This window comes from Rhodocyclaceae bacterium (genome assembly GCA_020248265.1).
Taxonomy (GTDB): domain Bacteria; phylum Pseudomonadota; class Gammaproteobacteria; order Burkholderiales; family CAIKXV01; genus CAIKXV01.
On the sequence record JADCHX010000004.1, the window covers coordinates 469,482 to 492,257 of the forward strand.

Annotated in this window: 26 protein-coding genes and 1 tRNA gene; 15 read left to right on the top strand and 12 right to left on the bottom strand. The window is 68.2% G+C overall.

The genetic code is table 11. The features are described from left to right. Positions 1–3: 3 nt before the first annotated feature. Both leuD and ING98_05925 read left to right on the top strand, forming a co-directional pair. A complete protein-coding gene (gene leuD / locus ING98_05920) occupies positions 4–615 on the top strand; it encodes a 3-isopropylmalate dehydratase small subunit (GenBank protein MCA3101389.1) in 612 nt (203 codons plus the stop codon). Positions 616–626: 11 nt separating this feature from the next. Then, complete coding sequence (locus tag ING98_05925; GenBank protein MCA3101390.1) at positions 627–1,616, top strand: D-2-hydroxyacid dehydrogenase; 990 nt, start codon at positions 627–629, stop codon at positions 1,614–1,616. Between the two features lie 37 nt (positions 1,617–1,653). Here the strand turns inward: ING98_05925 and ING98_05930 are convergent, their stop codons facing one another. Continuing rightward, the gene (locus tag ING98_05930; GenBank protein MCA3101391.1) at positions 1,654–2,499 is read right to left on the bottom strand and encodes an EamA family transporter; all 846 of its coding nucleotides are present in this window, start codon (positions 2,497–2,499) and stop codon (positions 1,654–1,656) included. Between the two features lie 51 nt (positions 2,500–2,550). Further along, positions 2,551–3,150: a heme-binding protein gene (locus tag ING98_05935; GenBank protein ID MCA3101392.1), complete on the bottom strand. Its 600-nt coding sequence runs from the start codon at positions 3,148–3,150 to the stop codon at positions 2,551–2,553. A gap of 268 nt (positions 3,151–3,418) precedes the next feature. Between ING98_05935 and ING98_05940 the strand changes: the two genes are divergently transcribed. Together ING98_05940 and ING98_05945 are read left to right on the top strand one after the other, a co-directional pair. Then, a complete protein-coding gene (locus ING98_05940) occupies positions 3,419–4,402 on the top strand; it encodes a tripartite tricarboxylate transporter substrate binding protein (protein ID MCA3101393.1) in 984 nt (327 codons plus the stop codon). Next, entirely contained in the window at positions 4,402–5,376 is a 975-nt protein-coding gene (locus ING98_05945; GenBank protein MCA3101394.1) for a tripartite tricarboxylate transporter substrate binding protein, read from the top strand. The genes ING98_05940 and ING98_05945 overlap by 1 nt, the downstream gene beginning before the upstream one ends. A 47-nt stretch (positions 5,377–5,423) precedes the next feature. Here the strand turns inward: ING98_05945 and ING98_05950 are convergent, their stop codons facing one another. Further along, entirely contained in the window at positions 5,424–6,413 is a 990-nt protein-coding gene (locus ING98_05950; protein ID MCA3101395.1) for a tripartite tricarboxylate transporter substrate binding protein, read from the bottom strand. Positions 6,414–6,468: 55 nt separating this feature from the next. Here ING98_05950 and ING98_05955 point away from each other — a divergent pair, with 55 nt between their 5' ends. The 4 genes from ING98_05955 to ING98_05970 all read left to right on the top strand — a co-directional run bounded on the left by ING98_05955 (position 6,469) and on the right by ING98_05970 (position 10,303). Then, a complete protein-coding gene (locus ING98_05955; protein ID MCA3101396.1) occupies positions 6,469–7,350 on the top strand; it encodes an alpha/beta hydrolase in 882 nt (293 codons plus the stop codon). Next, positions 7,347–8,363 carry a TauD/TfdA family dioxygenase gene (locus ING98_05960; protein MCA3101397.1) on the top strand — a complete coding sequence of 339 codons (1,017 nt, stop codon included), beginning with the start codon at positions 7,347–7,349 and terminating at the stop codon, positions 8,361–8,363. Before ING98_05955 ends, ING98_05960 begins: the two co-directional genes overlap by 4 nt. Before the next feature lie 92 nt (positions 8,364–8,455). Beyond that, positions 8,456–9,469 (top strand): tripartite tricarboxylate transporter substrate binding protein, encoded by a 1,014-nt coding sequence (locus tag ING98_05965; GenBank protein MCA3101398.1) that lies wholly within the window; start codon positions 8,456–8,458, stop codon positions 9,467–9,469. Between the two features lie 60 nt (positions 9,470–9,529). Next, positions 9,530–10,303, top strand: coding sequence for an enoyl-CoA hydratase/isomerase family protein (locus ING98_05970; protein ID MCA3101399.1), 774 nt, complete (start codon positions 9,530–9,532; stop codon positions 10,301–10,303). Positions 10,304–10,362: 59 nt separating this feature from the next. On the opposite strand, the gene ING98_05975 is transcribed toward ING98_05970, so the two are convergent. Genes ING98_05975 through ING98_05985 form a run of 3 tightly spaced genes read right to left on the bottom strand, consistent with a single transcriptional unit; the run spans position 10,363 to position 12,480 of the window. Continuing rightward, positions 10,363–10,758, bottom strand: coding sequence for a thioesterase family protein (locus tag ING98_05975; GenBank protein ID MCA3101400.1), 396 nt, complete (start codon positions 10,756–10,758; stop codon positions 10,363–10,365). 12 nt (positions 10,759–10,770) lie between these two features. Further along, positions 10,771–11,745, bottom strand: a complete 975-nt coding sequence (locus tag ING98_05980) for an aldo/keto reductase (protein MCA3101401.1) — start codon at positions 11,743–11,745, stop codon at positions 10,771–10,773. Between the two features lie 45 nt (positions 11,746–11,790). After that, positions 11,791–12,480, bottom strand: a complete 690-nt coding sequence (locus ING98_05985) for a fumarylacetoacetate hydrolase family protein (protein MCA3101402.1) — start codon at positions 12,478–12,480, stop codon at positions 11,791–11,793. Positions 12,481–12,773: 293 nt separating this feature from the next. Here ING98_05985 and ING98_05990 point away from each other — a divergent pair, with 293 nt between their 5' ends. Beyond that, positions 12,774–13,745, top strand: a complete 972-nt coding sequence (locus ING98_05990; GenBank protein ID MCA3101403.1) for a PHB depolymerase family esterase — start codon at positions 12,774–12,776, stop codon at positions 13,743–13,745. A gap of 82 nt (positions 13,746–13,827) precedes the next feature. Here the strand turns inward: ING98_05990 and ING98_05995 are convergent. Further along, positions 13,828–13,904, bottom strand: a tRNA-Arg gene (locus ING98_05995). Between the two features lie 107 nt (positions 13,905–14,011). Between ING98_05995 and ING98_06000 the strand changes: the two genes are divergently transcribed. The 4 genes from ING98_06000 to ING98_06015 are packed head-to-tail and all read left to right on the top strand — an operon-like array spanning position 14,012 to position 16,549. Further along, complete coding sequence (locus ING98_06000; GenBank protein MCA3101404.1) at positions 14,012–14,320, top strand: hypothetical protein; 309 nt, start codon at positions 14,012–14,014, stop codon at positions 14,318–14,320. A gap of 33 nt (positions 14,321–14,353) precedes the next feature. After that, positions 14,354–14,893: a hypothetical protein gene (locus ING98_06005; protein MCA3101405.1), complete on the top strand. Its 540-nt coding sequence runs from the start codon at positions 14,354–14,356 to the stop codon at positions 14,891–14,893. Continuing rightward, positions 14,890–15,633, top strand: coding sequence for a hypothetical protein (locus tag ING98_06010; GenBank protein ID MCA3101406.1), 744 nt, complete (start codon positions 14,890–14,892; stop codon positions 15,631–15,633). The genes ING98_06005 and ING98_06010 overlap by 4 nt, the downstream gene beginning before the upstream one ends. Before the next feature lie 37 nt (positions 15,634–15,670). After that, a complete protein-coding gene (locus tag ING98_06015; GenBank protein MCA3101407.1) occupies positions 15,671–16,549 on the top strand; it encodes an alpha/beta hydrolase in 879 nt (292 codons plus the stop codon). 16 nt (positions 16,550–16,565) lie between these two features. Here ING98_06015 and ING98_06020 read toward each other — a convergent pair whose 3' ends face one another. After that, positions 16,566–17,579, bottom strand: a complete 1,014-nt coding sequence (locus tag ING98_06020; GenBank protein ID MCA3101408.1) for a tripartite tricarboxylate transporter substrate binding protein — start codon at positions 17,577–17,579, stop codon at positions 16,566–16,568. Positions 17,580–17,692: 113 nt separating this feature from the next. On the opposite strand from ING98_06020, the gene ING98_06025 reads away from it, so the two are divergent. Continuing rightward, entirely contained in the window at positions 17,693–18,556 is an 864-nt protein-coding gene (locus tag ING98_06025) for an IclR family transcriptional regulator (protein ID MCA3101409.1), read from the top strand. On the opposite strand, the gene ING98_06030 is transcribed toward ING98_06025, so the two are convergent. Then, positions 18,550–19,770, bottom strand: a complete 1,221-nt coding sequence (locus ING98_06030) for an FAD-dependent monooxygenase (protein MCA3101410.1) — start codon at positions 19,768–19,770, stop codon at positions 18,550–18,552. The genes ING98_06025 and ING98_06030 overlap by 7 nt on opposite strands. Before the next feature lie 85 nt (positions 19,771–19,855). Further along, positions 19,856–20,257, bottom strand: a complete 402-nt coding sequence (locus tag ING98_06035; GenBank protein MCA3101411.1) for a VOC family protein — start codon at positions 20,255–20,257, stop codon at positions 19,856–19,858. Positions 20,258–20,372: 115 nt separating this feature from the next. On the opposite strand from ING98_06035, the gene ING98_06040 reads away from it, so the two are divergent. Next, the gene (locus ING98_06040) at positions 20,373–21,197 is read left to right on the top strand and encodes a symmetrical bis(5'-nucleosyl)-tetraphosphatase (protein ID MCA3101412.1); all 825 of its coding nucleotides are present in this window, start codon (positions 20,373–20,375) and stop codon (positions 21,195–21,197) included. A gap of 48 nt (positions 21,198–21,245) precedes the next feature. On the opposite strand, the gene ING98_06045 is transcribed toward ING98_06040, so the two are convergent. Then, positions 21,246–21,701 (bottom strand): glycine zipper 2TM domain-containing protein, encoded by a 456-nt coding sequence (locus ING98_06045; protein ID MCA3101413.1) that lies wholly within the window; start codon positions 21,699–21,701, stop codon positions 21,246–21,248. Between the two features lie 82 nt (positions 21,702–21,783). Then, the gene (locus ING98_06050) at positions 21,784–22,716 is read right to left on the bottom strand and encodes a carbohydrate kinase family protein (protein MCA3101414.1); all 933 of its coding nucleotides are present in this window, start codon (positions 22,714–22,716) and stop codon (positions 21,784–21,786) included. Positions 22,717–22,776 lie beyond the last annotated feature (60 nt).

The window sequence follows — 22,776 nt, forward strand, 5'->3', positions numbered from 1 at the left end:
ACCATGCAACCGTTCACCACCCTGACTGCCGTCGCCGCGCCGCTGGACATCACCAACGTAAACACCGACATGCTGATCCCGGCGCGTTTCCTGCGCAAGCCGCGCGACGAACGCTACGGGACCTACCTGTTCCACGACCTGCGCCATGACGAGGACGGCCGGCTGCGCGACAGCTTCGTACTCAACGAGGCGGTCTACCAGGATGCGAAGATCCTCGTGGCGGGTGCCAACTTCGGCTGCGGCTCGTCGCGCGAGAGCGCGGTGTACGTGCTGCTCGACTCCGGCTTCCGCTGCGTGATCGCGCCTTCGTTCGGCGACATCTTCTTCGGCAACGCGCTGCAGAACGGCGTGCTGCCGGTGGTGCTGCCCGAGGCCGAGTGCATCGAACTGCGCGCCTGGCTCGACGCCAACCCGGGCGCGACGATCACCGCCGACCTGCAGGCGCAGACCGTTGTCGCGGGCGACGGCAAAGTGCGCCGCTTCGCGCTCGATCCACTGCGCCGCGAGCGCATGCTGAAGGGCCTGGACGAGATCGGGTTGACGCTGACCCGATTGCCGGCGATCGAGTCGTTCGAGCAGCATTACGCGGCCGCGCGGCCGTGGCTCGATCGCTGATCGGCTGCACGATGACGACGCTGCTCGTATCCACGCCTTTCGAGCGCGAGTTCGGGCCTGAACTGCGCGCGTTCGCCGCCAGCCACGGTATCGCGCTGGACCTCGTTCTGCTGCCGGAGGATGTCGACGCCCGCGTCGGTGCGGAAGACACCGCGCGCATCGATGCCGCGCTGTTCTCCGGCGACATCCATCCCGAATGGTCGCGCTCGTTCTATTCGACGCTGCGCAAGGCCGCCGGCCTGAAGTGGCTGCACGTGTTCAATGCCGGTGTCGATGCACCGATCTTCACCGAGCTGATGCAGCGGGGCGTGCGGTTGTCGACGTCTTCCGGCACCAATGCCGAGGCGGTGGCCAACTCGGCGCTGGCCGGGCTGCTCGCGCTGTCGCGCGGCCTGCCCGGGTGGATGCAGCTGCAGCGCGAGCGGCGCTGGCGCAAGCGTACCCGCAGCGAAGCACCGCCAGACCTGCGCGGCCAGACCATGCTGCTGCTGGGTGCAGGCGCGATCGGCGGCCACATCGCTGCGGTCGCGCGGGCGATCGGGCTCCATGTGGTGGCAGTCCGGCGCAGCCCCGCGCGCGACGGCGACCCGGCGCACGAGACGCATCCGCCGTCCGCGTTGGCCTCGGTGCTGCCGCGGGCAGACTGGCTGGTGATCGCCTGTCCGCTCACGCCGCAGACGCGCGGCCTGATCGATGCCGGCGCACTGGCCAGCCTGCCGGCGGGCGCGCACCTGATCAACATCGGGCGTGGCGAGATCGTCGACCAGCCGGCGCTGGTCGATGCACTGGCGTCGGGTCGCCTGGCCGGCGCCTATCTCGACGTGTTCGATCCGGAGCCGCTGCCGCCGGAGTCGCCGCTGTGGGGCATGCCCAACGTGATCGTGTCGCCGCACGATGCCGCGAGCGCGGCCGGCAACGACCGGCGGGTGTTCGAACTGTTCCAGCGCACCCTCGGCCGGTGGCAGGCGGGCGACGATCTGGACAATGAAGTGCGCGTCTGAAGGGGCGGGCTGGCAGTGAACCGCCGTCGCAGGTTCGCTAACCCGCCTTGATCGCCATCGCCCCGGCGCAGACCAGGCCGACCGAGGCGATCCGCACCCAGCCGAAACGCTCGCGCAGCACCCACGCTGCGATGACGATCGCGAGGATCACCGAGACTTCGCGCAGCGCCGCGACGAGCGATACGGGCGCGTGTTTCATCGCCCACAGGGTTATGCCGTACGAGACCGCCGTGCACGCGCCGCCGAGCAGCGCGATCTTCCAGTTCACCCGTGCCGCGGACCAGAGCTGTCTCGGGCCGCGAGTGACCAGACCCGTGACCAGCATCCCGGGCGCGATCAGGAGCAGCAGCCAGGCCAGGTAGGCGCCGGCATGTCCCGAGGCGCGCGCGCCCAGCGCATCGTTGAGCGTGTAGGCGACCACCGTCGCAGCCACCACCAGCACGACCGCCAGCGCGCGCCGGTCGAGCGCGCCGCTGCGTGTCGACTCGGCGAGCAGTACCAGCAGGCCGGCGCTGACCAGCCCGACCCCGGCCAGCGCGGTCAGGCCCGGCGTCTCGCCGAGCCAGGCCATCGCCAGCGCGGTGGTGGCCAGCGGCGGCAGCCCGCGCATCAGCGGGTAGGCGACCGACAGGTCGACCCGGGCGTAGGCGAGCCCGACGAACGAGAAGTAGAACAGGTGGATCAGCGCCGACTGCGCGATGAACCGCCAGCTCTCCGGTGCGGGGACGGGCAGCAGCGCGACGGCGGGCAGCGACCACAGGGCCGCCGCGCAGCAGACGAGCACGGTCAGCGAGAGCTTGTCCGCGGAGGCCTTGACCAGCGTGTTCCAGGTCGCGTGCAGCAGCGCGCCGAACAGCACGGCCAGTGCGACATCCGTAGGCATCGGGCGCCGTGCGGGGGGCGTGGGTTCGGCCCTGCGCCTGCCGTCGTGTGGCTAGCGGTAGTTGACCAGGATCTCGTTGCGGCGCAGGAACGGGATCGACCACGGCGGGTTGTAGCGGGCAAGCTGCGGCGGCGCCGACGGCTCCAGGCCGCGCGCCTTCATCCAGCCGAGCAGCAGCGCGGTCTCGTCGCGCACGCGGTCATCGGTGACGAAGCCCGAGAAGGTGCGTGCCGCGACGCGCTGGGCCGGCACCTCGCGCAGCGTGACGGAAGGGTCTTCCGGCACCGGCAGTGTCGCCAGGGTGTACTGCGCGGGCATCACGAAATGCATGCGCCAGCGGTTGCCGCTCGCGCCCGGACCGCCCTTGTCGGGTGCTGCCTCGGTGGTGACCGGCGCGGTCATCGCGATCTTCTGGCCCGCGCCGGGCTGCATCGTTACCGGTACCGTCATCGCGATCTTCTCGCTGCCTTCGGACGTGCGCGAGCGGTTGCGGCCGAAGATGTAGCCGGCGATCCTGCGGAAGCCGGCGTTCGAGCCTTCGCCGAGCGAACCCTCGACCCAGGTCTCGGCGACGATCATAGGCGCATACAGGCGCAGTTCGAACGCGCCATCGCGCTCGATGCTGTCGAACTTCGGTTCTTCGGTAGCCATGGCGGCGGGGGCGAACGATGCGGACAGGATGAACAGGGCGGCCAGCAGCACGGCGAACGGTACGGCCGGGTTGCGGACGCTGCGTACTGCGGCGGAGGGCGATCGGAAGGAGAGGGCGCGCATCGGAGGCCTGGCGGGAAATGTGGCTGCGGAAGAAACCGCGGAACGGGGCTAAAGGCGCTAAAGGCGCGGCGCGGGCGGCTGCCGCACGCACTGGACGCACCGGAGGGGCGGCGGTAGTCTCGCGGCAAACCCTGGAGGAGGGAAGATGGAACCCAGAAAAACGATTTTCGGGATGGCCGTCCTGTGCGCAGCATCCGCCATCGCGACCAGTGTACCGGCCGCCGATGCGCCGATGTCGCGGCCACTGCGTGTCGTGGTGCCGTATCCGCCCGGCGGCACATCGGATGCGCAGATCCGCATCCTCGGGCCGAAAATCACCGAGGCGATCGGCCAGCCGGTGCTGATCGACAACCGTCCGGGCGCGTCGGGCATGCTCGGTGCCGAGATGGTGGCGCGCTCCAATCCCGATGGCCACACGATGCTGATGACCGATGTCGGCAACCTGATCATGACCGGCATCGTGCACCCGAACGCACCGTACGTGGTCGCGCGCGATTTCGCGCCGGTTACGCTGGTGTCGTTCACGCCGCACCTGCTGGGGGTCTTTCCCGGCCTGCCGGTACAGACGATCGCCGACCTGGTGAAGCATGCCAGGGCCAACCCGGGCAAGCTCAACTTCGCCACCAGCCTCGGTGGCGCTACCCATTTCGCCGGGCTGCTGCTGTCGCAGCACTTCGGCCTGCAGTGGGTCGAGATCCCGACCAAGGGCGGCACCGACTCGATCACCCAGGTGATGGGCGGCCAGTCCGACCTTGTGTTCAACAGCATGGTGTCGATGATGCCGCAGGGCAAGGCGGGCAAGCTGCGCATCCTCGCAGTGACCAGCCCGAAGCGGGTTCCGCAGTGGCCTGAGCTGCCGACGATGGCCGAGGCCAGCGGCATCGCCGGCTTCAGCACCGGCTCCTGGCAGGGTGTGGTGATGCCGGCCAAGGTGGCCCCGGCGATGGTTGCCCGCGTCAATCGCGAACTGGTGCGGGCGCTCGGCATGGCCGATGTGCGCGATCGCTTCTTCGGCCTGGGCACCGAGATCGTCGCCAACAGCCCGGCCGAGTTCGGCGCCTGGCTGCGCGAAGAGGATGCGCGCTGGACGGTGGTCGCGAAGAAGGCGAACCTGAAGGTTTCTTTCTGATGGTGGCGACGATGGCCGGGCATGCAGGAGTGCTGGCCGTGGCGGCGTTGGCGGGCGCGCTACCGGCCGAAGGATTCGCGCAGGCCGGCTGGCCCTCTCGGCCGGTGCGGCTGCTGGTGCCCGCGCAGCCCGGGGGCAGCACCGACACCCTGGCGCGCATCACCGGACAGAAGCTCGGCGATGCGCTCGGCCAGGTTTTCGTGGTCGACAACCGCAGCGGCGCCGGCGGTACCGTGGCCGCCGAGACGCTGATGCGCTCCGCGCCCGATGGCTACACGCTCGGGATGGCCTACACCGCGCTGACCGTGAATGCCGTGCTGCAGAAGGTGCCGTACGACACGCTGCGCGATTTCACGCCGATCTCGCTGATCACGACCTCGCCGCTGGTGCTGGTGGTCGGCGCGGCCTCGCAGGTCCGCACGGTGAAGGATCTCGTCCAGCTGGCGAAGGCGAAGCCGTTGTCCTACGGCAGTGCCGGCATCGGCAGCGGCGGCCATGTCTGCGGCGAACTGCTGAACGTGATGGCTGGCATCCGGACGGCGCACATCCCCTACAAGGGCGCGGGGCCGGCCTCGGCCGATGTCGCCGCCGGGCAGATCGAGTTCCAGTTCGGTGCGCAGATCACGACGCAGGGGCTGGTCAAGGCAGGCCGCCTGCGGATGGTCGCGGTGACCAGCGCAAGGCGTGCATCGACGCTGCCCGATGTACCGACGATGGCCGAGTCGGGCCTGCCCGGCTTCGAGTTCAACAACTGGTTCGGCCTGCTCGGCCCGGCGGGCCTGCCCGCGCCTCTGGTGGCGCGGCTCAATGCCGAAGTGGTGAAGATGATGTCACTGCCCGACGTGCGCGAGCGGATCATCTTCGATGGCGGCGAGCCCGCAGCCGGCCCACCGTCGGAATTCCGCGCCCTGCTCGCGAGCGACCTGTCCAAGTGGGGCAAGATCGCCCGCGAACTGCGCATGCAACCGAACTGACATTGGGGTCTGACCCCGGGGTCAGACCCCGGGGTCAGACCCCAGCTTCAGTCGATCGTCGCGCCGCTCGCGCGCGCGAGCTTCGCCCACTTCGGCGCTTCCTGCTGCTGGAACGCGGCGAACTCGGCTGGCGATGCATGGGTGAAGGGCTCCTGGCCGATCTGCGCCATTGCCGGGGTCGTGGCCGCGATCGCCTTCAGGCTCAGCTTGTGCAGCGTGGAGACGATCGGCTCCGGCACGCTGCGCGGCCCGGACAGGCCGAACCACGGCACCAGCTCGAAGCCGGGCACGCCAGCCTCGGCGATGGTCGGTACCTCGGGCATCAGCGGCGAGCGTCGGCTGGCGGATACGCCGAGCGCGCGCAGCTTGCCCGATTGCACGAATGCGACCATGCCGGCGATGCCGGGAAAGCCGACGCCGACCTGGCCGGCGAGCAGGTCGGCGGTAGCCGGGCCGCTGCCGCGATAGGGTACGTGCACCATGTCGATGCCGGCCATCGAGGCGAACAGCGAGCCGGTGAGGTGCTGGGTGCCGCCGTTGCCGGAAGACGCCCAGTTGATCGCGCCCGGGCGCTTCTTCGCCAGCGCGATCAGTTCCTTCACCGTGCGTACGCCGAGCGACGGATGCACGACGAGGATGTTCTGCGCCGCAGTAAGGCCGGTGATGGCGGTGAAATCGGCGATCGCGTCGTAGGGCAGTTTGCGGTGGATCGCTGCGGACACGTAATGGGTATTGCTGATCATGAACAGCGTGTAGCCGTCCGGCGTGGACTTGGCGGCGATCTCGGCCCCGAGCACCGAGCCGGCACCCGGGCGATTCTCGACCAGCATCTGCTGTCCGGTCAGGCGGTTCATCTCGGCGGCATAGATGCGCGCCGGGCCATCGGACGCGCCACCGGCGGAGAACGGCACGATCATGCGGATCGGCCGCGACGGGAAGCTTTCCGCAGCCTGCGCGCCGCCGGCAGCCAGAGTCAGCAGCAGTGACGGCAGTAGGGCAGCGGCAGCACGCGTGCCGGAAGGTTCGGTGATGCGCATGTCCGGTTTCCTTGCGATTCTATAGACTTCGACGTTTCTGGAGGGAGCAGCAGCCATGCCATTCGCCACGGCCGACGGACTGAAACTGTACTGGGAAGAGACCGGCAGCGGTACCCCGATCGTGTTCGTGCACGAGTTCGCGGGCGACCTGCGCAGCTGGGAGCCACAGGTGCGGTTCTTCTCGCGCCGCTATCGCTGCATCACGTACAACGCCCGAGGCTACCCGCCCTCGGACGTGTCCACCAGCTTCGAGCAGCATTCGCAGGAGCAGGCGGCCGACGACATCCTGGTGGTGATGAAGGCGGCGGGTATCGAGCGCGCCCATATCGTCGGGCTGTCCATGGGCGGCTATGCGGCGATCCACTTCGGGCTGCGCCATGCCGCTCATGCGCTGTCGCTGACCGTGGCGGGTGCCGGCTTCGGCTCCGATCCGGACAAGCGCGCGCAGTTCCATGCCGACACCGATGCGTTCGCCTCGCACCTCGAGACCGTCGGCATGGCCGAAGGCATCAAGGACTACGCGATCGGGCCGGCACGGGTGCAGCACCTGAACAAGGACCCGCGCGGCTTCGCCGAGTTCCACGCCCAGTTCGCCGCGCACGATGCCACCGGTTCGGCCAACACGCTGCGCGGCTTCATGCGTCGCCGCGACCCGATCCAGGCGTTCGAGGCCGGTTTGCGCGAGATGCGGGTTCCCACGCACGTGATCACCGGCGACGAGGACGACAACTGCCTCGAGCCGGGCATCTGGATGAAGCGGGTGATCCCGGGCTGCGGGCTGACCGTGATGTGCAACACCGGCCATGCAGTGAACCTGGAAGAGCCCGACTCCTTCAACCGGCTGGTGCTCGATTTCCTCACGCTGGTCGATGGTGGGCGCTGGCAGCCGCGCGATCCGCGTTCATACGGGAAGTCGACGCTCGCCAACAAGGCATGACCCTCGCCGCGTCGCCGGTGGTGCTGACCGCCCCGGTGCGCGACGCCTCCGCCTGGGCCGGCGAGCAGCTGCGCCGGGGCCCGGAGGACTGGGTCTGGAACCTGTCGCCCGCCACGCTGGCCGAGGTCGATCGTGCGCTTGCCTCGGTCAGGAGCGCCGGCCGGCCGCTCGAATCGGTGAGCCGCGAGGACTTCGCGCTGCCTTCGCTGACCGCCGAGTTCTCGCGCATCGCAGCCGAGCTCGAAGAGGGACGCGGCTTCGTACAGATCCGCGGGCTCGACCCGGCCCGCTACGACGCCGATGACCTGGCGGTCATCTTCTGGGGCGTGTCCGCGCACCTGGGCACCGCCCTCTCGCAGAATGCGCATGGCGACCTTCTCGGCTACGTGCGCGACGAGGGCCGCGACATGTCCGACGGGCGTACCCGGCTGTACCAGACCAGCCTGCGTCAGCGCTTCCACACCGACATCGGCGCCGACGTGGTCGGGCTGTGCTGTGTGCGACCGGCAACAGAGGGCGGGTTGAGCCTGGTCGCCAGTTCGGCCGCGGTCTACAACGCGATGCTCGAGCGCTATCCGTATCTCTTGGGCGTGCTCTACGACCGATTCAACCTCGATTGGCGCGGCGAGCAGCCGCCGGGCGAGCCAGGCTGGTACAGCGAACCCGTCTATGCCTGGCACGAGGGCAAGCTTTCCTGCCGTTTCTCCGCGACGCTGATCGAGAGCGCGCAGCGTGTGTCGGGCGAGGTGCTGACGCCGGTGCAGCGCGAAGCCCTGCGGCGCGTCGAGGAACTCGCCGAAGAACTGTGCATCCAGGTGGCCTTTCGTCCGGGCGACATGCAGTTCATCAGCAACTACCGGGTGCTGCACGACCGGACTGCGTTCAGCGACGACGGGGATCGCGAGCACGGCCGGCTGCTCTACCGCGTCTGGCTCACGCTGCCGGGTGCGCGTTCGCTGCCGCCCGAGTGGGGCGGGCGGGCGCGCAGCGGCATCGCGCGCCAGCAGGGATGAGCGATCCGGCACGGAAACTGCAACACGCTGCGGTGCCGTGCGCGCGGGTACGCGCGCCGGGAACGACAGGGATCCAACAACGAGGGGGCGTCATGCACGACAAGGGGAAACAGTCCGCGCGCCTGCAGCGTGCGATCGTGGCCGCATCGATCGGCTGCGCGGCGGCTGCGGGCGCGTTGGTGCCGGACATTGCGCTGGCGCAGGCCTGGCCGGCGAAGCCGGTGCGCTTCATCCTCGGATTCCCGCCCGGCGGCGGGTCGGACATCCTCGGCCGCATCGTCGCGGCGCGCATTCAGGAGCAGATCGGGCAGTCCGTCCTGATCGAGAACCGGCCTGGGGCGTCGGGCAACATTGCCGCCGAGCTCGTCGCGAAGTCGGCTGCAGACGGCTACACGATCTACCTCGCACAGATCGCCGCGGTGGCCATCTCGCCCTCGCTGTTCCCGAAGCTCGGCTACGACCCGCTTCGCGATTTCGCGCCGATCTCGCTGATCGCCACCGGGCCGAACGTGCTGGTCGTGCATCCGGCGCTGCCGGTGAAGAACGTGAAGGACCTGGTCGCGCTGGCGCGCCAGCAGCCCGGGCAGATGAACTATGCATCGGTCGGCCCGGGCAGCATCCAGCACCTGGCGGGCGAATCGTTCAACCTGCTGGCGGGCGTGAAGACCGTGCACGTGCCCTACAAGGGCAGTTCGCCGGCCGGTCTCGACCTGATGGCCGGGCAGGTCGCGTTCATGTTCGACTCGACGCCGCCGATCACCGCCTTCATCAAGTCGGGCCGCATGCGCGCGCTGGCGGTCACGACCGCGAAGCGCTCGCCGCTGCTGCCCGAGGTGCCGACCGTGGCGGAATCGGGCCTGCCCGGCTTCGATTTCGCGACCTGGTGGGGCCTGATGGCCCCGGCCGGCACGCCACGCCCGATCATCGACCGCCTGAACGCCGAACTCGGAAAGTCGCTGCAGCATCCCGAGGTGCGCGAGCGTATCCTCGGCGTCGGCGCCGAACCGGCGCACACCACGCCCGAGGCCTTCGGCGCGCTGATCCGCAGCGAGATCGCCCGCTGGGCCAGGGTGATCAAGGCGGCGGGCGTGAAGGTCGACGGCTGAGGTCGCGACCCCGGCCGCGTCGCCAGCCACGCACCGGCCACGTTCCAAGGAGACAGCACGATGTCCAGTCCGGTATTGCTCGAACGCCCCGCAGACCATGTCGCGGTGGTGCGCATCAACCGTCCCGATGCGCGCAACGCGCTCAACATGGAGGTTCGCCGGCTGATCGCCGACCACCTCGCCGCGCTGACCGACGACGCGTCGGTGCGTTGCGTGATCCTCGCCGGTGGCGAGAAGGCGTTCGCCGCGGGTGCCGACATCCGCGAGATGGCCGAGGCCGACCCGATCGAGATGATGAAGCGCAATGCGTTCCGCCTGTGGCAGGCGATCGCACTCTGCCCGAAGCCGATGATCGCCGCGGTGCGCGGCTTCGCGCTCGGCGGTGGCTGCGAACTGGCGATGCATGCCGACATCATCGTCGCCGGCGACAGCGCGAAGTTCGGCCAGCCCGAGATCCGCATCGGCATCGTCCCGGGTGGTGGTGGCACGCAGCGGCTGCCCAGGGCGGTAGGCAAGTTCAAGGCGATGAAGATGCTGCTCACCGGTGACATCATCACCGCCCGGGAAGCCGATGCGATGGGGCTGGTCAGCGAAGTGGTACCCGACGCCGAGGTGGAGGCGCGCGCGCTCGCGCTGGCCGTCCAGATCGCCCAGATGCCGCCGATCGCCGCGCGCCAGATCAAGGAATGCGTACTCGCCGGTCAGGACACCTCGCTGCATGCCGGGTTGATGCTCGAGGCGAAGGCGATCCAGCTCTCGTTCGCGAGCTTCGACCAGAAGGAAGGCATGGCCGCGTTCATCGAGAAGCGCAAGCCGGGCTTCGAGGGGCGCTGAGCGGCGTCGGTACGGCGCCGGTAAGGCTGCGGCGGACCGGTCCGCCGTGCCGGCTGGTCTTATCGACCGAGTGCGGTGAGCTTGGCCTTCACCCGCTCGTCGTACTTCGCCGGGTCGACGATGAAGCGCTCGTGCGTGCCTTCACCGACCTTCTCGACCTCGTCGAACACCTCGACGCGGAACGACAGCCTGCGCCGGTCGACTGCGACCAGTTCGACCTCGGCACGCACCTGCTGTGCCGGGAAGGAGGGTGCGAGGTGCTGCACCTGGACCGAAGTCCCCAGTGTCCGCTGGTCGGCGGACAGCCAGGGCTCGATGGTGTGGATCGCCGCCCGCTCGATCAGCAGCACCATCGAGGGCGTAGAGAAAACCGGCACCACGCCGCGCGTCATGCACAGCGCTTCGGTCACTTCCCAGGAGAGGGATCCCTTGAGGCCTGCTTCGAGTCCGGACATGGTGAACCTCGCTCAGACCAGCACGCCCTTGAGTTGCGCCTCGGGATAGCGGGTGCCGGCAATGGCCGCCGGCGAGAAGGTCTCCGACAGCGTCGCGATCTCGCCAGCCGTGAGCGTGATCTCGGCTGCGCCGAGGTTCTCTTCGAGGAAGGTGCGGCGCTTGGTGCCCGGGATCGGCACGATGAACTCGCCCTGCGCCATCACCCAGGCAATCGCGATCTGCGACGGGGTCGCCTTGCGCTCGGCCGCGATGCGCTCGAGCGGGGCGAGCAGCGCGACGTTCTTCGCGACGTTCTCGGGCAGGTAGCGCGGGTGCTGCCGGCGGCGGTCTTTCTCGATCAGTGCGTCGAGCGTCTTGATCTTCGCCGACAGGAAGCCGCGGCCGAGCGGTGCATAGGCCATGTAGCCGACGCCGAGCTCCTTGCAGGCGGCGATCAGGCCGTTCTCGGCATCGCGCGACCACAGCGAATACTCGGTCTCGACCATGTCGATCGTGGCCGCCTTCATCGCACGGCGCAAGGTGTCGGGGCCGCACTCGGACAGCACGAGGTAGCGGACCTTGCCCTGCTCCTGCAGCCGCTTCATCGCGCCCACCGTCTCCTCGATCGGCACGTTCGGGTCGACCCGGTGCAGGCCGTAGATGTCGATCTCGTCGACACCCAGGCGCTTCAGGCTCTTGTCGCAGGCCTCGATCGCGTACTCCGGCCGGCCGTTCACGCCACCACCACCCATCAGGTTGCCGAACTTCGTGCAGACGATCACTTCCTTGCGCCGGCCCTTGATCGCCCTGGCGACCAGTTCCTCGTTCACGCCGTTGCCGTAGGCATCGGAGGTGACCAGCAGGTTGCAGCCGAGGTCCATCGCGCGATGCATCGTCGCGATCGACTCGGCATCGTCCGGCGTGCCATAGGAGATCGACATGCCCATGCAGCCCAGGCCGATGGACGAGACCTGCGGGCCGTTTGCGCCGAGTTTGCGTTGCTTCATCTGTCCAGCTCCCGGGGTGGTTGGTGACTTGAATGCGGCGGAAGGTTACTTCGCGTAGGTGACGAACAGGTCGTCGAAGCCGTCGACATGGCCGTGAAGCTGGTCGCCCGGGAAGCACGGGCCGACGCCGGCCGGGGTGCCCATCATGATGATGTCGCCGGGGAACAGCTCGACCAGGTGCGACAGATAGGAGATGGTCTCTGGCGTGTTCCAGATGTGCTGGTTCAGATCGCCCTTCTGCTTCACTTCGCCATTGACCTTCAGCCAGATCGCTCCGCTGGCCGGATGGCCGATCTGCGCGGCCTTCTTCAGCCCGGTGCACGGCGCCGACTGGTCGAAGCCCTTGCCCATCTCCCACGGGCGGCCCATCTTCTTCGCCTCGCCCTGCAGGTCGCGGCGGGTCATGTCGAGGCCGACACCGTAGCCGTAGACATGGTCGAGCGCCTTGTCGACGGCAATGTTCTTGCCGCCGGTGCCGATCGCCACCACCAGCTCGATCTCGTGATGCAGGTCTTTCGTGCCGACCGGGAACGGAATGGTCTGGTTGTTCGGGACGATCGCGTCGGTCGGCTTCTGGAAGAAGAACGGCGGCTCGCGGTCGGGATCGTGGCCCATCTCGCGCGCATGGTCGGCGTAGTTGCGGCCGACGCAGTAGATCCGGCGCACCGGGAAGGTGGCGGCTTCGCCTTCGACGGGCAGCGAGACGGTTTTCGGTACTTCGATCACGTAGCTCATGCGATCCTCAAGGAGTGGCTGGACGAAACCGGACATTCTGCCAGAATCGCCGGTCATCCGAATGTCAGCCGGACATTACGGCCATCGGCGCACGACGGCTCGCCGGCCCGCCGATCGCGCAGGCGCGCAAGGCGTGCTGTAACGGTGCTGTTCGAAGCCATCGCGCAGACTCCCAGACTCCCAGACTTCACCCGGGATAGCCAGTGAAACCCCCGAGTTTCGATCCGAACGCCAGCCGCCTCGGCAGGCGCCTCCTCGACACGATCGAGCGCGCGTTGTCGTCCGTGGGCCTCGTGCCGCCCGGCGAAGTCACGGTGACCGAGGTGCCCGGAGCGGACCCGGGCGCACGATCCCCCGGTGCAGCGCGTCCGGGCCGCGTCGTGTCGCATGTGTTCAGCAATGCCGCCGGCAGTCGCGTGTACAGGGTCTACCGCCCGTCGGGCGCGGCGCCGGTGCTGCGCCCGGTGGTCGTGATGCTGCACGGCTGCACCCAGTCGGCCGAGGATTTCGCCGCTGGAACGCAGATGAACCGGCTGGCCGACCGGCACGGTTTCGTCGCCGTCTACCCGGAGCAGGCACCGGGCGCGAATGCGTCGAAGTGCTGGAACTGGTTCAGCAGCGAGAACCAGCAGCGGGGCTGCGGCGAGCCGTCGCTGATCGCCGGCATCACCCGCGAGGTGATCGAGCGCGAAGGCGGCGATCCGAAGCGGGTGTTCGTCGCAGGGCTGTCGGCCGGTGGTGCGATGGCCGTGATCATGGTCGAGACCTACCCTGATCTGTACGCGGCTGCGGGCGTGCATTCAGGGTTGCCGTATGCGTCGGCGCACGATGTGATGTCGGCGCTGTCGGTGATGCAAGGGGGTGTCGCTGGCGAGGCGGTGTTCGTGCCGGCGGCCGGCGCTCGGGCCGTACCGGTGATCGTGTTCCATGGCGACAGTGATCCGACGGTTCATCCGTCCAACGGTATCGAGATCGTCGCCCGCGCCGGAAAGGTCCACGCTGCGCAGGCCGATGCGCCGTTGCTTCGACCCGTCTCCTCGCGTGGCACCTCGGGCGGCGGGCGCGAGTACACCCGCACGGTGCATCAGTGCGACGAAGGCCATGCGCGGATCGAGGCGTGGACACTGCACGGGGCTGGGCATGCATGGTCGGGTGGCCATGCCAGCGGGTCGCACACGGATGCATCGGGTCCGGACGCATCGGCCGAAATGGTGCGGTTCTTTCTGTCGCTGCCGGTGGACGCGCCGTCTCGGACTACGGCCTGATCGGGCAATCGCATGGTTGCACGGTCGGACCGCAGGGCAACGGTACGAACAGGGTGCTCGAAACGGACCGGCAGAAGGAGGCTGGCGCGCCCGGCGGGATTCGAACCCACGACCCCAGGCTTCGGAGGCCTGTACTCTATCCAGCTGAGCTACGGGCGCCAAGCTGCGCGAAGGATAGCCTGTTTCGGGAGGACGGTCCAACGGCGGCCGTCTGGCCGCCCGCCACCGCCGGAATCGCGCTATCGTTCCCGCCGGAGGAAGCGAACATGCGCGAAAAACTCGAATCGATGCAGGCGGCTGCGGCCCGGGTGAAGTCGGGTGCCAGCCTGGTGATGAGCGCCAACCTGGAACGGCCGCCGATGGCCTTCCTGCGCGAACTGGTCCGGCGCAAGGTGCGCGACCTGCGCGTGATCGGCGTGGTCGGTGGCGATCTCAACATCGATTTCCTGGTCGGGGCCGGCGCGGTCTCGGTGGTCGATACCTGCAGCGTGACCATGGGCGAGTTCGCGCGCACCGGTCCCAACTTCGCCCGGCATGTGCTGGGCGCACGGGTGAGGGCCCTCGACAACACGTGAGGGGTTCTCTTCTCGCAGGCCCAGGCTGGGTCCATGGGGGTTCCATACGTTCCGGTGATCGGGCTGGTCGGCACCGACCTGCTCGCCCGCCGCGACGACATGGTGGTTGCGCCCGATCCTTTCGGTGACGGCCCGAACGGTAGCGGCAAGAAGAGTGTGGTCGCGCGTGCGATGCGGCCCGACGTGGCGGTGTTCCATGCACAGTGCGCCGACCGTGCCGGCAACGTGTCGTTCGGCTACCACGTCGAGGCGGTGATGCTGGCCGAGGCGTCCGCGCAGGTGGTGGTGACGGTCGAGGAGATCGTCGATCGCGTAACCGAGAAGACCGCCGACGGTGCCTTCCTGCCGTCGATCCTGGTCGATGCGGTGGTGCATGCGCCGTTCGGTGCACACCCGGGCGGGCTCACCGGGCGCTACCCGGTCGATCGCGATGCGATGCGCGCCTATGCAGCCGCCGCGCAGTCGGACGAGACGTTCGCTTCATGGCTCGATGAACACGTCTTCGGCGTCGACGACCAGGCCGACTACGTCGAGCGCTTCGTCCCCGATACGATCCGCGGGGGCCGGCGATGAGCGACCCGCGCGGTTACAACGACGACGAGCTGATGGCGGTGCTGCTGTCGCGCGAGGTGCGCGACGGCGAGATCTCCGCCTGCGGTGCGCTGTCGCAACTGCCCGCCACCGGCCTGCTGCTGGCGAAGCACACGCATGCGCAGGACGCCGAGCTGATCATCCTCAATACGGTGTTCCGGCCGTTCCACACCTCGCGCCAGTTCCATTTCCTCGCCCAGCGCGGCGAACTCGGCCTGTTCTTCGTCAGCGGCGTGCAGATCGACCGCCAGGGCAACTACAACCTGCACCAGCTCGGGGAAGACCCGGACCATCCGACGATGCGCTTCCCCGGCGGTTATGGCGGCGGGATGATCTACTACTGCGCGCGGCGCACCGTGGTGTTCCGCACCGAGCACACCCGGCGCTCGCTGGTCGAGCACTGCGACTTCGTGTCGGCCGCCGGCGCCACGCCGTCGGATGTGCTTCGGCTCGGTGGCCCGAGCAAGGTGGTCACGCCGAAGGCGACGCTGGGTTTCGACGCCGGGGCCGGCGAACTGCGCCTTGAATCGGTGCATCCGGGGCACACGATCGACGAGGTGCGCGCGAACACCGGCTTCGACCTTGGCGACACGTCGTCTGTGCCGGCGACCGGTGCACCGACCGCGGAAGAGCTGCGCGTGCTGCGTACCGTGGTGCGGCCGCTGATGATCGAGACCGGTACCTATGCGCGCTGGGCGGAACGGGCGATCGCAGCGGGGTGATAGCATCCCCGCCTGATCCTTCCGCCGGAGCGCATCGATGAGCGACAAAGTCTTCCGCGACCTCGACCAGAAGGCGCTCGACGACGCCTATGACCAGCAGGTCTGGGCGCCCAATTCGAAGCAGGTGAATGGCCGGCTGGCTGTGCTGAGCGAGCAGGTGCGCCAGCGCATCGGTGCGCCGATGCGCGCGGCCTATGGGCCGACCGAGGTCGAGCAGCTCGACGTCTATCGCACGAAGGAGCCGAACGCGCCGGTGATGGTCTACGTGCACGGCGGTGCCTGGAAGGGCCATGTCGCGCGCGACCATGCCTACCCGGGTGAGATGCTGGTGCGAGCCGGCGCGCACATGGTGGTGCCCGATTTCGCACCGGTGCAGGACGTCGATGGCAGCCTGTTCCCGATGGTCGACCAGGTGCGGCGTGCGATCAAGTGGACGTGGGAACATGCGAATGACTTCGGCGGCAATCCCGATCGCATCTACGTCTGCGGCCGATCCTCGGGCGCGCACCTGTCCGGCTGCGCGATGATCACCGACTGGGCCGGCGCATTCAGCGTGCCGGCCGACATCGTGAAGGGCTACGTGCTCCAGAGCGGCATGTACGACCTGCGCGGACCGCGGCTTTCCAAGCGCGGTGCCTACGTGAAGTTCACCGACGAGATGGAACACTTGCTGTCGCCGATGCGCCACCTGGACCGCATCACGGTGCCGGTGTCGCTGCTGGTGGGTACCTTCGAATCGCCCGAGTTCCAGCGCCAGTCGCGCGACTTCGCGCAGGCGCTGAAGGATGCCGGCAAGCCGGTGACCTTCGAGGTGGTCGAGGGATACAACCACTTCGAGATCGCCGAGACCGCCGCCAATCCGTTCGGTGCCGCCGGCCGTGCGATGCTGGCGATGCTGGGGCTGCAGCCGCGCTGAGGCTGCGCCGCGCCGCTCACTCGACCTTCAGCCCTGTCTCCTTGATCAACTTCGAGTAGACGGCCAGTTCGCGGCGGATACGCTCGCCGAAGGTCTTCGGTGCCTCGTAGAGCACCTCGACCGACTGCCCGGCGAGCGCGGCCTGCGTCTGCCTGTCGCGCAGGGAGCCAGCCAGCGCATCGCTCAGCCGGGCGATCGTCGGCTCGGGCGTCTTCGCCGGCGCCAGCACGCCGAGCCAGAGCGTGAACTCGTAGCCGGGCAGTCCGGATTCGTCCACCGTCGGCAGGTTCGGGAAGCGCGGCAACCGTGCGAGCGTGGTCACGCCCAGCGCGCGTACGCGGCCCGCCTCGATCAGCGAGTCGGCCACCAGCATCGTGGTGAACACCATCGAGATGCGCCCGGCCACGGCGTCGGTGATCGAGGAGGCGCCAGACTTGTACGGGACATGGGTGAGTTCAGTGCCGGTCATGCGCGCGAACACTGCACCGGCGAGGTGCCCCGGGGTACCGATGCCGCCGGACCCGTAGTCGATGGCGCCCGGCTTCCTGCGCGCCAGGGCGATCATCTCCTTCACCGTCTTTGCGGGCAGCGACGGATTAACGAGCATCACGTAGGGCGACACGCCGATCAGCCCGACCGGGGCGAAATCGCGTTCCGCATCGTAGGGCAGCTTGCGCAGGGCCGGGTTGATCGCATGGGTCGAGGTGGTGCCCACCAGCAGGGTGTAGCCGTCAGGGTTGGCGCGCGCGACTACCTCGCTGCCGACCACGCCACCGGCGCCCGGGCGGTTCTCGACCAGCACCTGCTGGCCCAGCAGTTCACCCATGCGCGGGCCGACCGGCCGGATCACGCCATCGTTGCTGCCGCCGGCCTCGAACGGCGAGATGATGCGCACCGGCTTGACCGGGAACGATTGCGCATGGGCGCCCGTGGCGGCCAGCAGCGAGAACGCCGCGATGCCGGCCAGTGCGGCGCGGTGGCGCAGGCCCCCGTGGGCGGGACGGACAGGCACGTTGATCGGGTGAGCCATTCTGCAGGTCTCCTCTGGTCGTATGCGGAACGCCGCCAGCATCATGCAGCGTCGCCTCAGGTTGGGCATGGCGCGCACTGGTGCACGTACCGTGCCTGATGGACAATCGAACAATGCCACGCAATGACCTTCGGCGCACGACGACGCCCGCCCAGAAGACCCGCAGCCCCGCGGCGGCTCGTACCCCGGAGTCCGGTGCCGGTGCAGCCCGGTCCGCCGGCCTGCGTCGCGGGCTGGAGATACTCAGCCTGTTCTCGGAACTGCGCCCGGAACTGGGCGTGAGCGAGGTCGCGCGCGAACTGGGCGTGCACAAGAGCCGGGTGCATCGCGCGATCAAGACGCTCGAGGACATGTGCTACCTGCGGCGCGACCCGCGCTCGCGCCGCTACTGCCTCGGATACAAGGCGTTCGAGATCGGGGCGCTGGCCGGCCGGCATTCGAACACGATGAGCTGGGCGCGTCCCCAGTTGCGCGAGCTGGCGTCGCGTTTCGATGCCAGCGTGTCGCTGCGGCTGGTCGACGACACCGATCTGCTGATCGTGGACACGGTCGAGAGCGTCGACGATCCCGACCTGCACGTGCCCACCGGTGCGCGCATCCCGCTCAACTACGGTGCAGGCGGACAGGTGCGTGCCGCCTTCCTGCCCGATGCGCAGATCCGGGAGCTGATCGCGCTGCACGGATTGCCGCGTTACACGCTGAAGTCGATCACCAGCGAGGCGGAGTTCCTGAAGGCGGTGCATGCGACGCGCGAACGCGGCCACGCAGTGAGCGAGGGCGAGACCGTCCCCGGCTCGTTCAGCGTTGCCGCGCCGATCGTCGATCCGTCGGGCGTGCTCACCGCCGTGCTGGTCGGGTCGCGCCGCAAGACAGGCTTCACGCCGGCGCGCGTCTCCGAATTCGCACGGGCCGCGGTCGAGACGGCGAACCTGATCTCGGCACGCCTGCCGGTGCCTGCGCCGACCGACGGTCACTGAATCGCGGCGACCTCCTCGAGGCTCTTCATCAGGGACGTGCGCAGGATGTATTCGCGCGCCCGCTTCGGGTCGACAGCCGTGTCGTGCAGCATGTCGTGGTTGCGCTTGCGCACTTCCGGGTCGCGTTCGTTGATCAGCTTCTTGTTGCGCTCGGTGATGGTCTTCACGTGGTTGACCGCCACGTGCTTGCGCTGCCGGGTGTAGCGGTCGAGCACCGACATGTCCATGCTGCCGTCGAGGATGCCGACCAGCTTCTCGCCGAGGTTGATCGAGTCGTGCACGCCGCTGTTCATGCCGACGCCGCCGATCGGGCTGTTCACATGGGCGGAATCGCCGGCGAGCAGTGCACGACCGACGTTGAACGTGTCTGCCACCAGCTGGTGGCTCGAGTACAGCTTGCGGTAGACGATGTCGTAGGGCTTCGAATTGGGCAGGAACTTCTGCAGCTGCTTCTGGCAGTAGTCGTCCGACAGCAGCATCTCGGGGTCGTCGTCGAGGCTGGTCGGGAAGTGCACGCGCCAGCGCTCGGGCTGGCCCCACTTGAACAGGTTCGCCCACTGTTCGGGATCGGACAGGTAGTTGCGGTACGAATAGCCGTGCAGCTTGTCGAAGTCGTGCACGACCGACACGGTCAGCACCTGGTCGGGATAGGTATAGCCCTCGAAGGCGATGTTCGACGCCTTGCGCACGACGCTGCGCGCGCCCTCGCCGCTGATGATGAACGAGCCGGGGATGCGTTCGGTCTCGCCACCTTCGTTGGTGACGATCGCGGTGACGCCATCGGCGTCCTGTTCCATGTCTACCAGCGTCGTGCCCATCCGGATCTTCACGTTCGGATACGTGCGCAGCATCTTCATCGCCTCTTCAGCGACCTTGATGCGCTCGCACTGCAGGACGAACGGAAAGCGCGTGTCGTCCTTCAGTACCGCATGGTCGAACTCCGCGATCATGCTGTCGGACAGGCGGTCCCAGAACTGGAAGGTCGGCGCGATCAGGCCGCGCGGCTCGATGCGCTCGTACAGCCCGAGGTCCGCGAACATCTCGAGCGTGGACGGATGGATGCTGCCGGTGCGCGGCGCCTGGTCGAGGAAGTTGGCCTCGGTGAAGGTCTCGATCAGCAGCGTGTTCACGTCGTGCTGCGCGAGGTAGAGGGCGAGCGAGCAGCCGGCCGGGCCGGCGCCGACGACGATCACGGGGGCGTTCTTCGAAAGCATGGGGATGTCCTGCGGGAATGCACGGGGCGGGTGGGGCGCGCTGGCGCCCGACCCTGGGGATGGCGGATGAAGCGGTGCGACCGGGCTACTCGACCGGCTTGACTTCCTTCACCGCGCCTTTCCAGCCGCTGGCGGTGACGTCGAACACGATGCCGTTCGGATCCTTGTACTTCACCTCGTAGAAGCTCTTCTTGGCTGCCGTCGGCCGGCCGTACAGGTAGGTGCCACCCGCCTTCTCGACCTGCTTCTCGGCTTCCTCGAGGTTGTCGACCCACATGCCGAAGTGCATCACGCCGTAGAACGGGCCGTTGGAGTCGATGCCCTCGGCCTTGCCGTGCTTGTTGAGCAGCGCGACGTTGATGGTGCCGTCGGAGACGTAGACGCCGTTCTGTGCGTCGCCGGCGTGGGTCATGCCGAACGCCTCTTCGAAGAACTTCTGCGCGGCGGCGACATCGGGAACGGACAGGGCGATGTGGCGAAGCTTCATGGTCATGGCAGTGGATCCTCTGAGGTTGGACGTTCCGTTATTGCGAACGAGTCTACCCGCGATCCGCCGGCTTGTCATGCCGGCGCACTGCAGCGCGTGCTAGATTCCGCGCACCATGGCCACCTACGCGATCGGCGACATCCAGGGCTGCTACGACTCGCTGATGGAGCTCCTCGGCGAGATCCGTTTCGATCCGGCACAGGACCGGCTCTGGCTGGTCGGCGACCTGGTCAATCGCGGCAGCCAGTCGCTGGCGGTGCTGCGCTTCGTTTCCGGGCTCGGACCGCGCGCGGTGACGGTGCTCGGCAACCACGACATCCATCTGCTGATGGTTGCCTCCGGCATGACGCGCAAGCGCGGCGGCGATACCTTCGACGACGTGCTCGACGCGCCCGACCGGCATGAACTGCTGGGCTGGCTGCGGCGCCAGCCGCTGCTGCATGCCGAGCGCGGCCATGTGATGGTGCACGCCGGCCTGCTGCCGCAGTGGACGCTACCCGAGGCCGTCGCGCTCGCGCGCGAGACCGAGGCACGGCTGGCCGGGCCGGGCTATCTCGAGTTCTTCGCCGAGTTGTACGGAAACGACCCTGTCGCCTGGGATCCAGCGCTGGCCGGGCATGCGCGGGCGCGCTTCGTGGTGAACGTGTTCACCCGGATGCGCTTGGTCGATCGTGCCGGCAACCTGGACTTTTCGCACAAGGGCGCGCTCGACCGCGCGCCCGTCGGGCTCGTACCGTGGTTCGACTCGCCGCTGCGCAGCCGGATCGATCCGACCATCCTGTTCGGGCACTGGTCGGCACTGGGCCTGGTCGAGAAGCCGGGTGTGCTCGGGCTGGACACCGGATGCGTCTGGGGGCGCCAGCTCACGGCGCACCGCCTGGAGGACGGCAGGCGCTTCTCGATCGACTGTACGGTTCAGTCGGAGATGGAACCGGACTGACGGAACCGGACTGACGGAACCGGACTGACGGAACCGGACTGAAGCAGTTCAGCGCGTGACGCGCGAGACGCCACCGCCCGAAAGTATGCGCACACGCTCGCCCGGCTTGAACTGCTCGTCGGCTTCCTGGGTGATCGCGATCATGTTGCCGTTGTCGAGCCGCACCGTGATCTCGAGCCCGTCCTTGCGGGTCACGCCCTCTTCGATCGCCGAGCCGGCAAGGCCGCCTGCGACGGCACCCACGACCGCGGCGATCGTGCTGCCCCGGCCGCCGCCGACCGTGCTGCCGGCGACGCCGCCCACGACGCCGCCGGCGAGCGTACCGATCGGCGTACGCGTGCCTTCCAGGCGCACGGTGCGTACGCCCTCGACGGTACCCATGCGCACGCTCTGCTCGGTGCGCGCCTGGTTGCGCGAGTAGGTGTTCGCGCCCTGGCCCGGTGCGCATGCGGAGAGCACCAGCACCGAGGCGAGTGCGATGGCCGATCCGTGGATCTTCTTCATGTCGGAGACTCCTTCGGAGGGTTTTCCCTCACTGCTGTCGCCCGCGCGGATGGTCCGCTCCGGGATGCTGCCTGATCCGGTTTCAGTCGAGGCTGCAACCGAACGTTTCACGGTACCGTACCGCGATTTCATCGCGGGTGAAGCGGTGGTTCTGTCCACCCCGGTGGCTGATCTTGATGGCGCCGATCAGCGATGCCAAGCGGCCGATCGTCGGCCAGTCCATTCCTGACGAAATGCCATGCAACAGGCCAGCCCGGTAGGCATCGCCACACCCCGTCGGGTCGACCACCTCGGCTCTAACGCTGGGGATCTCGATGCGTTGACCCCCGGTGTAGATGTGCGACCCGTTGCCACCGAGCGTGACGATCAGTGCCTCGACCTTGCCGGCGAGCGCCTCGAGGGTGTGTCCGGTACGGTCCTGCAGCAGCTGCGCTTCGTAATCGTTGACGGTCACGTAGGTTGCCGCGTCGATGAATCGCATCAGGTCGGCGCCGTCGAACATCGGCAGCCCCTGGCCGGGATCGAAGATGAACGGGATGCCGGCCTCCGCGAACTGCCGGGCGTGCTGGATCATGCCGTCGCGTCCGTCAGGCGAAATGATCCCGAGCTTCGTACCTGCCGCGTCGTTGACGTTGTTGAGGTGCGAGTGGTTCATCGCGCCGGGATGGAAGGCGGTGATCTGGTTGTCGTCCAGGTCGGTGGTGATGAAGGCCTGCGCGGTGAAGCTGTCGGCGACCTGGCGCACATGCGTGCGCGACAGCCCGAGCGAATCGAGGCGGGACAGGTAGGGCGCGGCGTCGTCGCCGACAGTCGCCATGATGGTCGGTTCGGTACCCAGCATTTTCAGCGTGTACGCGATGTTGCCGGCGCACCCGCCGAACTCGCGCCGCATGTCTGGCACGAGGAAAGCCACGTTCAGGATCTGGATCTTCTCGGGCAGGATATGGTTCTTGAACCGGTCATGGAACACCATGATGGTGTCGAAGGCGATCGAGCCGCAGATGAGCGTGGACATGTGTGCTGTGGGTCCGAGGAAGGCGTACGGTCGTGGCACCGCCGCCGGGTTGGGGACGCT